This window comes from Hydrogenophaga sp., from assembly GCF_051007235.1.
Taxonomy (GTDB): domain Bacteria; phylum Pseudomonadota; class Gammaproteobacteria; order Burkholderiales; family Burkholderiaceae_C; genus Hydrogenophaga.
This window is the reverse complement of the sequence record NZ_JBPCSJ010000523.1, coordinates 1-9440: the sequence shown is the minus strand read 5'-3', so window position 1 is coordinate 9440 and position 9440 is coordinate 1. Positions and strand designations below refer to the sequence as shown.

Below are 9440 nucleotides of genomic sequence, written 5' to 3'. Positions count from 1 at the left end.
CGAACAGGCGATCAGCCGTTGTTTGCCGCCAATTTCAGTGTGGGTTTGTCTTCCGCCGTGCCAGCCGTGGGTTTGAGCTGACCGGCGATGGTGGCGCCCTGGTGCATCTCCAGCGCCTTGTACGACACATCGCCCTCGATGCGCGCCTTGGGCTGCAGCTCCAGCAATTCAAAAGCGTGCACGGGACCCTTGACGCGGCCGTTGATGATGACGTGGTCGGCGTGGATCTGGCCCGTCACGCTGGCCGACTCGCTGATCACCAGGATGCTGGGCTGTTCGTCGCTGGCGCGGATATCGCCCACCACGTCGCCGTCCACGCGCAAGCCGTCGTGGAACAGCACATTGCCGTCGATGCGGGTGCCCTGGGCGATCAGGCTTTTGATGGGGGGTTGTTTTTTGTTGCCAAACATGGCGTTCTCCAGACGACGGGATTACAGCTTGAGGGTCTGCACCGACTTGACCACGCCGCCCTGCAGGATCTTGGCGGTCACGGTTTTTACCACGGCCTGCGCGGGCACGTCCACGACGCCCTCCTGCCGCAGGTAGCTCTTGACCAGGACCGTTTGAGCGGCCGGCGCGGGGCTCAATGACCAGGGCTTCCCCTCCAGCGTGCCGACAAAGCTCAACTCCAGCGTACCCTTGAAATCGGGCGCGTTCTTGAGCGCCTGGATCAGCAACACCTGCCATTTGAGCTGGCCTTCGGCCACGCGCTCGACCTGCAGGCCCCGGATGCTGAGCGCGTCGCTGCCCCCACCAGGAATCAGCCGCTCGAAAAAGCCCAGGTCGCTGCGCAGCGCCTGGTTGTCCGACTCCAGCTGGCGGATCTGCAGCAACAACTGCTCTTGCGCCGATTTTTCAGCCGTGAGCAGGCTCTCGGACGTGTTGGAAATGGACTGGGCCCGACCCAGGTCGGTGCGCAGGGTCTGCACTTCGGCGCGCAGCTGCTCCAGCTCCTGCTTGGCGTTGCGGTCCAGCCCGGCGATCTCTTTGCCGAATTCGAAGGCCCACAACGCCATCGCACCCGAAAAGCCGAGCACCACCGCGCCGACCAGCCAGCGCACCGGCCAGGGCAGTGCACTGCGCACCGCCATGCGGGGTGCGCTCACCGTCAGGCGCCGACGCAACAGACGCAGCCTCATTCAGAACCTTTCCAACGGCAAGGCTTGCAAGCAGATGCAAGCCCCAGAAAACAAAAACCGCCCCAAGCGAACTTGAAGGCGGCTTTTGCGGCAGAAGCCAACGCGGTTTAGCGCTTGCTGAACTGCTTGGCGCGGCGTGCGGAACGCAGACCGACCTTCTTACGTTCGACTTCGCGTGCATCGCGGGTCACGAAACCTGCTTGCGACAGGCCGGACTTGAGCGTCGCGTCGTAGTCGATCAGGGCGCGGGTGATGCCATGACGGACAGCGCCGGCCTGGCCGGATTCACCACCACCGTGCACGTTCACCTGGATGTCGAAGGTCTCGGCATGGTTCGTCAGCAGCAGGGGCTGCTTGGCGATCATGATGGAGGTCTCGCGGCCGAAGTAGGCCTGGATGTCCTTGCCATTGACCGTGATCTTGCCGGTGCCTTTTTTCAGAAACACGCGGGCGACGCTGGATTTGCGACGGCCGGTGCCATTGTTCCATTCACCAATCATCTCGGCTCCTTAGATGTCCAGCACTTGCGGCTGTTGGGCGGTGTGCGGGTGCTCGGCGCCGCCGTACACCTTGAGCTTCTTGATCATGGCGTAGCCCAGAGGACCTTTGGGCAGCATGCCCTTGACGGCCTTCTCGAGCGCGCGGCCGGGGTGCTTGGCCTGCATGTCGCGGAAGTTGGTGGCGTAGATGCCGCCCGGGTAGCCCGAGTGACGGTAGTACACCTTGTCGGTGGCCTTGGTACCGGTCACGCGCAGCTTGGCTGCGTTGATGATGACGATGAAGTCACCGGTATCGACGTGAGGCGTGTAAATGGCCTTGTGTTTGCCGCGCAGACGGAGGGCCACTTCACTGGCGACCCGTCCGAGAACCTTGTCGGTTGCGTCAATCACAAACCACTCGTGCTTCACGTCAGCGGGTTTGGCGCTGAACGTTTTGGTCATGAGTTTTCTCTGCAAAGAGTTGGTTTGGCGGGCTCTTTTCCACGGTCGGTGGTTCTCTGACGGAACCCTCTTAGGTGGTGGTGTGCACTGGATGCGCGCTTCGCCGCGGAGCCACTAAATCGCTGCGAAGCTTTCCATTGTACGAAATTCCGCCGAGGCATGGCAAGTTTCTGGCGTCCGGGGTGTGCGGGCGCTACCATCCCGGGATGTTCAGTTACCGACACGCCTTTCACGCCGGCAACCACGCCGACGTGCTCAAGCACACCACCCTGATCGCCACCCTGCGGCATTTGATGCTCAAGGAACCGTCCATCACGCTGGTGGACACCCACGCCGGCGCCGGCCTGTACCGGCTGGACGGCGACTACGCCGAAAAGGGCGGTGAAGCGGCGGATGGCATCGTCAAGCTCATGGCCGCCCTGCGCCCGGCCACCGGGACGCCGGCCGAGTCCAGCCCCGCGCTGGACGATTACCTCGATCTGATCGCCGGCTTCAACCCCAGTGGCAGCCTGCGCGTGTACCCGGGTTCGCCGTTTGTCATGCAGTCGCTGATGCGCACCGAGTCGCGGGACCGGCTCAAGCTGTTCGAACTGCACCCGACCGACAGCCGCACGCTCAGCGCCAACATCGCCCAACTGGACGCCGGCCGCCAGATAGCGGTGGCGTTGCAAGACGGCTTCGAGGGCCTCAAGCCGCTGCTGCCGCCGCCGCCCTCGGCCACCGGCTCCAAGCGCGCGCTGGTGCTGATCGACCCGAGTTACGAGATCAAGAGCGATTACGCCAAAGTGAGCGCCTGCATACAAGAGTGCATCAAGCGTTTTCCCACCGGCACCTACCTGGTGTGGTACCCGATCATCCCGCGCGCCGAAGCGCACGACCTGCCGCGCCGCCTCAAGACGCTGTGCAACCAGACCCAGCGGCCCTGGCTGCACGCGACGCTCAACATCGGGCAGAAGGACCTGGGGCCGAACGAGCGCCAGGGGCTGACGGCCAGCGGCATGTTCGTGGTCAACCCGCCGCACACGCTCAAGGCCCAGCTCGCGCAGGCGCTGCCCTTGTTGGTCAACCTCCTGGGGCGTGGGCGCGGTCAGGCCCAGACCCTGGAATCCGGCGGGGCATGACCTCTGCCGGGGCGGACGCGGGTAAATCCCGACCCCGGCCCGTTGAATTAACCAACCGATCGGTCGGTTAATTTTTTATACTGCGCATCCACCCCGCCCGTGCGGGTGCAGGAGACGCGCATGTACACCCAATCGTTCTCTGTCGCCGACGGCGACACCAAAGCCGGCGCCCCACCGGCGGCCAGGCCCATCCGCGCCGAAGACGCGGCACTGCAGGCGCATTTCGACACCGTCATCGACGCCGACGGCAAGGTCGAGCCGCGCGACTGGATGCCAGACGCCTACCGCAAGACCCTGGTGCGCCAGATCAGCCAGCACGCGCACAGCGAGATCGTGGGCATGCTGCCCGAGGGCAACTGGATCAGCCGCGCGCCCAGCCTCAAGCGCAAAGCGATCCTGATCGCGAAAGTGCAGGACGAGGGCGGGCACGGCCTGTACCTGTATTCCGCCGCCGAGACCCTGGGCACCAGCCGCGACCAGATGCTCGACGGCCTGCACATCGGCAAGGCCAAGTACAGCTCGATCTTCAACTACCCGACGCTGAACTGGGCCGACGTGGGCGTGATCGGCTGGTTGGTGGACGGCGCGGCGATCATGAACCAGATCCCGCTGTGCCGCTGCTCCTACGGCCCCTACGCCCGCGCCATGATCCGCGTCTGCAAGGAAGAAAGCTTCCACCAGCGCCAGGGCTACGAGGCCCTGCTGGTGATGATGCAGGGCACGGCCGAACAGAAGGCCATGGTGCAGGACGCGGTGAACCGCTATTGGTGGAAGTGCCTGGCCATGTTCGGTCCGCCGGACGCCGACAGCCCCAACAGCGTGCAGGGCATGCGCTGGGGCATCAAGCGCATCAGCAACGACGACCTGCGCCAGAAGTTCGTGGACGCCACGGTGCCGCAGGCCGAGGTGCTGGGTGTGACCCTGCCCGACCCCGACCTGAAGTGGAACGAAGCCCGCGGCCACTGGGACTACGGCGCGATCGACTGGGACGAGTTCTGGGCCACGGTCAACGGCAACGGTCCGATGAACAAGGAGCGCCTGGCCACCCGTGTGAAGGCGCATGAGCAAGGCGCCTGGGTGCGCGAAGCCGCGCTGGCCCACGCGCGCAAACAGCAACAGCGGCAACAGAAGGAGGCGGCATGAACACGACCACAACCGCATTGAAAGAATGGCCCCTTTGGGAGGTCTTCGTGCGCAGCAAGCAGGGGCTGGAGCACAAGCACTGCGGCAGCCTGCACGCCAGCGACGCGCGGCACGCGCTGCAGATGGCGCGCGACGTGTACACGCGGCGGCAGGAAGGCGTGAGCATCTGGGTCGTGCCCTCGACCGCCATCACCGCCAGCGAGCCCGACAGCAAGGACAGCTTCTTCGATCCGGCGGCCGACAAGGTCTACCGCCACCCGACCTTCTACGAGATCCCGGAAAAAGTGGGGCACATGTGATGAAGGCACCGGTCGAACCGAGCGCGGCGCAGGGCCGCCCCAAGCAAGCGAGCGCCCCCGTGGGGGGCAGCGAACCACGCGCAGCGGGGAGCGTGGGGGCTCCTGTTGACTACATCCTCCATCTGGCCGACAACGCCCTGGTGCTGGGCCAGCGCAACGCCGAGTGGTGCGGCCACGGCCCCATCCTCGAAGAGGACTTGGCCCTGGCCAACAACAGCCTGGACCTGATCGGTCAGGCGCGCCTGCTCTACCAGCACGCGGCCGCGCTGATCAACGCCGACGGCGCACTCGCGCAACGCTTCGCGCACCTGCAGGGCGCGCGGCAGGACGGCCGCATCACCGAGGACACCCTCGCCTACTTCCGCGACACGGCCGAATTCCGCAACCACACGCTGATGGAGCTGCCGCACCACGGCGGGCTGGTCGGCTACGCCGTGGCCGAGCGCGACTACGCCACCACCATCGCACGCAACTTCCTGGTCAGCGCCCTGATGGTGCTGGTGTGGGACAGGCTGCAGGCCTCCACGGACGCGCAGTTGGCCGCGATCGCCGCCAAGTCGCTCAAGGAGGTGCGCTACCACCTGCAGCACGCCAGCGACTGGCTGGTGCGCTTCGGCGACGGCACCGAGGAATCGCACCGCCGCGCCCAGGCCGCCGTCGACCACCTGCTGCCTTTCTGCGAAGCCTTCTGGCAGCCTGGACCAGCGGAGCGCGCTGCGGCGCAGGACGGCACCGGCGTGGACATCACGGCGCTGCGTGAGCACTGGAACGCGCTGGTCAACGAAACGCTGGCCGAGGCCACGCTGTCCCGCCACGACCAGCCGCACCAGGGCTACGTGGCGCAGGGTCATGTGGGCGTGCACTCCGAGCACCTGGGTTTTCTGCTGGCCGAGATGCAGAGCCTGGCGCGCGCCCACCCGACCGCCGTCTGGTGAACCCCATGGGTGAAGCGGCGCTGCAGGCGGACCTGCACGCGGTGCGGCAGGCGGTGGTCCACCTGGCCGATCCGGAGATCCCGGTCATCAGTCTGGGTGAGCTGGGCATCCTGCGCGAGATCCGCACGGGCGCCGATGGCGTGCCCGAGGTGGTCATCACGCCCACCTACAGCGGCTGCCCCGCCATGGGCCAGATCGAGGACGACGTCGTGGCCGCCCTGCGCGAGGCCGGCCTGCCGGGCCGCGTGGTGACGCAGCTCTCGCCCGCCTGGACCACCGACTGGATGAGCGAGGCGGCCAAAGACAAGCTGCGCGCCTACGGCATTGCGCCGCCGCAAGGTGGCAGCCCGCCGGCATCGCCCGCGGGCGTGCTGCGGTTCAGCCGCCACGCGGCAACACCTGTGGACGTGCCCTGCCCGCAATGCGGCTCGCACAACACGACCCAGACCGCCCCGTTCGGGTCGACCGCCTGCAAGGCGCTGTACCGCTGCCTGGACTGCCTCGAACCCTTCGACTATTTCAAGCCGTACTGAACACCATGAGCACCGCCGCCCCCCGCTTCCACGACCTCACCGTTGCCCGCGTCGACCCCGAGGCCGCCGGCGCGGTCGCCGTCTCGCTGGCCATCCCCGAAGCGCTGCGCGAAACCTTCGCCTTCGAGCCCGGCCAGTTCCTGACGCTGCGCGCCACCATCGGCGGGCAGGACGTGCGGCGCAGCTACTCCATCAGCAGCCCGCGCAGCCGGTTGGTGAAACACGGCGAGGTCACGCTGGGCATCCGCCCGGTCGAGAGCGGCGTGTTTTCCAACTGGGCCGCGAGCGCGCTCAAGGCCGGCGATACGCTGCGCGTGATGCCACCCGACGGCCGCTTCACCATCCACAAGCCGCGCGCGCTGCACCGCGTGGGCTTCGCGGCCGGCTCGGGCATCACGCCCATCCTGTCCATCATGGCCAGCACGCTGGAGGAGTCGTCCGACGCCAAGTTCACCCTGGTCTACGGCAACCGCCGCATGGCGAGCGTGATGTTCAACGAAGCGCTGCAGGACCTCAAGGACAGGTACCCGGGCCGCCTCACCCTGATCCACGTGCTCTCGCGCCAGGCGCAGGAAGTACCGCTGCTGCAAGGCCGCATCGACGGCGACAAGGTGCGCGAGATCATCGCTGCGCTGCTGCCGGTGGCCAGCATGGACGAGGTGTTCGTGTGTGGCCCCGAGGCCATGATCGAAGCGACCGAAAAAGCCCTGCTCGACGCGGGTGTGCGGCCCGACCGCATCCACACCGAGCGGTTCACCTCGCCCACGCTGGAAGCCCTGCCCGCCGGACAGCGCCAGGCCGCCGTGCTGGGCCACCCGGCCGTGCGCACCGACGGCGAAGTGGCGCTCACTGTGGTGCTCGACGGCAAGCCGCACCAGTTGCGCATGGGCAAGGACGAACACGTGCTGGACGTGGCCCTGAACGCCGGGCTGGACCTGCCCTGGTCGTGCAAGGGCGGCGTGTGCTGCACCTGCCGCGCCAAGGTCATGGAAGGCGCGGTGACCATGGACAAGAACTTCACGCTCGAACCCTGGGAAACCGAAAAAGGCTTCGTGCTCAGCTGCCAGGCCCGGCCCACCACCGACACGCTGGTGGTGAGCTACGACGAGCGCTGAGCGCGGCACCCAGCGCGAGGCCCGGCCACCCGACACCCGCGAGCGTCACGCGTTGGCCGGCGGGTCCGACGGAACGGCGGTGGCCCCGGCGTCGCGCAACTCGCGGCGCAGCACCTTGCCGATGTTGGACTTGGGCAGCGGCTCGCTGCGGAACGCCACCACGCGCGGCATCTTGTAGCCGGTCAGGTGCTGCTTGCAGTGCGCGAGCACGTCGGCTTCGCTCAGGTCGGAGTCGCTGCGCACGATCACCACCTTGACCGCTTCGCCCGAACGCTCGTCGCGCACACCGATGGCCGCGGCCTCCAGCACACCAGGGTGCAGGGTCAGCACGTCCTCGATCTCGTTGGGAAACACCTTGAACCCCGAGACCACGATCATGTCTTTCTTGCGGTCGGTGATGCGGATGCTGCCGCGCGCGTCCATCACCCCCATGTCGCCGGTGCGCAACCAGCCGTCGCCGATGAACGCCTTGGCCGTCTCTTCGGGGTGGTTCCAGTAGCCCTGCATCACCTGCGGGCCGCGCAGGCAGATCTCGCCCACCTCGCCCAGGCCCAGGCGCTCGCCCGCGTCGCCCAGGATCGCCGCCTCCGTGCTCGGCAGCGGCAGGCCAATCTGCCCGCTCCACTCCGGGATGGTGATCGGGTTGGCGATGGCCACCGGAGCGCTTTCGGTGAGGCCGTAACCCTCCACCAGCGGCACGCCCGCCCGCTCTTTCCAGCGGTGCGCCACCACCTGCTGCACCGCCATGCCGCCGGCCACCGCCAGCTTCAGCGGGCGCAGGTTCACATGGGCAAAGCCCGGTGCATCGAGCAGGGCGCGAAACAGGGTGTTGACGCCAATGATCGCGGTGAAGCGGGTCTGCCGCAGCACCTGCAGAAAGGCCGGCATATCGCGCGGGTTGGCGATCAGCACCGCCTGCGCGCCCTTGGCGAAGAAGGACAGCGCCCCGGTCAGCGCGAACACGTGGTACAGCGGCAGTGGCAGGATCAGCGTCTCCTCGCCATCGTTCAGGTTGGGCGACATCCAGGCCCCCACCTGGAGCACGTTGGCCACCATGTTGCCGTGGCTGAGCATGGCCCCTTTGGCCACGCCGGTGGTGCCACCGGTGTACTGCAGGAAGGCCAGATCGCTGTGCTGCAGTGGCACATCGTCCAGCGGCTGCGCGCGACCGGCGGCCAGCTCGCGCCGAAAGTCCACGGCGCCCGTCAGCCGCCACGGCGGCACCAGCTTTTTCACGTGCTTGACCATGGCGTTGGTCAGCAGCCGCTTGATCGGCGGCAGCAAGTCCCCCACCTGCGTGGTCACCACGGTGCGAACGGGCGTGGCGCCGATCACCTGTTGCAGCGTGTGGGCGAAGTTCTCCAGCACCACGATGGCCTGGGCGCCCGCGTCCTTCAACTGGTGTTCCAGCTCGCGCGGCGTGTAGAGCGGGTTGACGTTGACCACCACCATGCCCGCGCGCAACACGCCGAACAGCACCACGGGGTACTGCAGCAGGTTGGGCATCATCAGGGCGACGCGGTCGCCGCGCTGCAGACCCGCTACCTGCTGCAGCCAGGCCGCAAAAGCCCGGCTGGCCTCGTCGAGCTGGCGAAAGCTCATCGCCGCGCCCATTGAACGGTAGGCTGGCCGGTCGGCAAAGCGCTCGCAACTGAATGCCAGCACGTCCTTGAGAGAAGCAAAGCGGTGAACGTCGATCTCCGCCGGCACGCCGGCCGGGTATTGGCTGAGCCAGGGTCTGTCCATGTGTTCGCCACCTTCCTGCGTCACGCGGCCGCGCCACCGCGACCCGCACAAACCAATATGCCACGCACACGCCACCGGCGGCTGCGCAAGATCAAGACCGGTGCAGCCCGAGACAAGAAAAAACCCGCCGAAGCGGGTTTCTCAGGGTCGCAGCCGGTGGCGCTCAAACCTTCGCCAGCGCCTGCTCCAGATCGGCCATCAGGTCGTCGATGTGCTCGATGCCGATCGACAGGCGGACCATGTCGGGGCTCACGCCGGCCTTCTTCATCTCGTCGGGGTTGAGCTGGCGGTGCGTGGTGGTGGCCGGGTGGCAGGCCAGGGACTTGGCGTCCCCGATGTTGACCAGGCGCGTGAAGAGCTGCAGCGCGTCCTGGAAGCGCGTGCCGGCCGCGATGGCGTCCGCCGACTTCAGACCAAAACTGATGATCCCCGACGCTCGGCCGCCCATGTACTGTTGCACCAGCGCGT

Annotated in this window: 12 protein-coding genes; 6 read left to right on the top strand and 6 right to left on the bottom strand. The window is 67.0% G+C overall.

Annotated elements, in window-relative coordinates; genetic code table 11:
- Window positions 1-11: 11 nt before the first annotated feature.
- The 4 genes from ACR2JA_RS18530 to rplM form a co-directional block, all read right to left on the bottom strand.
- Window positions 12-410, bottom strand: coding sequence for a bactofilin family protein (locus tag ACR2JA_RS18530; RefSeq protein ID WP_434010541.1), 399 nt, complete (start codon window positions 408-410; stop codon window positions 12-14).
- Between the two features lie 21 nt (window positions 411-431).
- Entirely contained in the window at window positions 432-1139 is a 708-nt protein-coding gene (locus tag ACR2JA_RS18525; protein WP_434010540.1) for a DUF6776 family protein, read from the bottom strand.
- Between the two features lie 107 nt (window positions 1140-1246).
- Window positions 1247-1639, bottom strand: coding sequence for a 30S ribosomal protein S9 (gene rpsI / locus ACR2JA_RS18520; RefSeq protein ID WP_434010539.1), 393 nt, complete (start codon window positions 1637-1639; stop codon window positions 1247-1249).
- A 9-nt stretch (window positions 1640-1648) separates the two neighbouring features.
- On the bottom strand, window positions 1649-2080 hold the full coding sequence (gene rplM / locus ACR2JA_RS18515) for a 50S ribosomal protein L13 (protein WP_434010538.1): 432 nt from the start codon (window positions 2078-2080) through the stop codon (window positions 1649-1651).
- Window positions 2081-2286: 206 nt separating this feature from the next.
- Here rplM and ACR2JA_RS18510 point away from each other — a divergent pair, with 206 nt between their 5' ends.
- From ACR2JA_RS18510 to ACR2JA_RS18485, 6 genes are all read left to right on the top strand, one after another.
- Window positions 2287-3201 carry a 23S rRNA (adenine(2030)-N(6))-methyltransferase RlmJ gene (locus ACR2JA_RS18510; RefSeq protein WP_434010537.1) on the top strand — a complete coding sequence of 305 codons (915 nt, stop codon included), beginning with the start codon at window positions 2287-2289 and terminating at the stop codon, window positions 3199-3201.
- Window positions 3202-3321: 120 nt separating this feature from the next.
- A complete protein-coding gene (gene paaA, locus ACR2JA_RS18505) occupies window positions 3322-4344 on the top strand; it encodes a 1,2-phenylacetyl-CoA epoxidase subunit PaaA (protein WP_434010536.1) in 1023 nt (340 codons plus the stop codon).
- Window positions 4341-4643: a 1,2-phenylacetyl-CoA epoxidase subunit PaaB gene (paaB, locus tag ACR2JA_RS18500; RefSeq protein ID WP_434010535.1), complete on the top strand. Its 303-nt coding sequence runs from the start codon at window positions 4341-4343 to the stop codon at window positions 4641-4643. Before paaA ends, paaB begins: the two co-directional genes overlap by 4 nt.
- Window positions 4644-4735: 92 nt before the next feature.
- On the top strand, window positions 4736-5578 hold the full coding sequence (paaC, locus tag ACR2JA_RS18495) for a 1,2-phenylacetyl-CoA epoxidase subunit PaaC (protein ID WP_434010534.1): 843 nt from the start codon (window positions 4736-4738) through the stop codon (window positions 5576-5578).
- A gap of 5 nt (window positions 5579-5583) precedes the next feature.
- Complete coding sequence (gene paaD / locus ACR2JA_RS18490; RefSeq protein ID WP_434010542.1) at window positions 5584-6111, top strand: 1,2-phenylacetyl-CoA epoxidase subunit PaaD; 528 nt, start codon at window positions 5584-5586, stop codon at window positions 6109-6111.
- 5 nt (window positions 6112-6116) lie between these two features.
- Window positions 6117-7226 carry a 2Fe-2S iron-sulfur cluster-binding protein gene (locus ACR2JA_RS18485; RefSeq protein WP_434010533.1) on the top strand — a complete coding sequence of 370 codons (1110 nt, stop codon included), beginning with the start codon at window positions 6117-6119 and terminating at the stop codon, window positions 7224-7226.
- A 45-nt stretch (window positions 7227-7271) separates the two neighbouring features.
- Here ACR2JA_RS18485 and ACR2JA_RS18480 read toward each other — a convergent pair whose 3' ends face one another.
- Window positions 7272-8972, bottom strand: coding sequence for an AMP-binding protein (locus ACR2JA_RS18480; protein WP_434010532.1), 1701 nt, complete (start codon window positions 8970-8972; stop codon window positions 7272-7274).
- Window positions 8973-9135: 163 nt separating this feature from the next.
- Window positions 9136-9440 (bottom strand): PLP-dependent transferase (locus tag ACR2JA_RS18475; protein ID WP_434010531.1); only part of this gene is annotated, 305 nt, incomplete at its 5' end.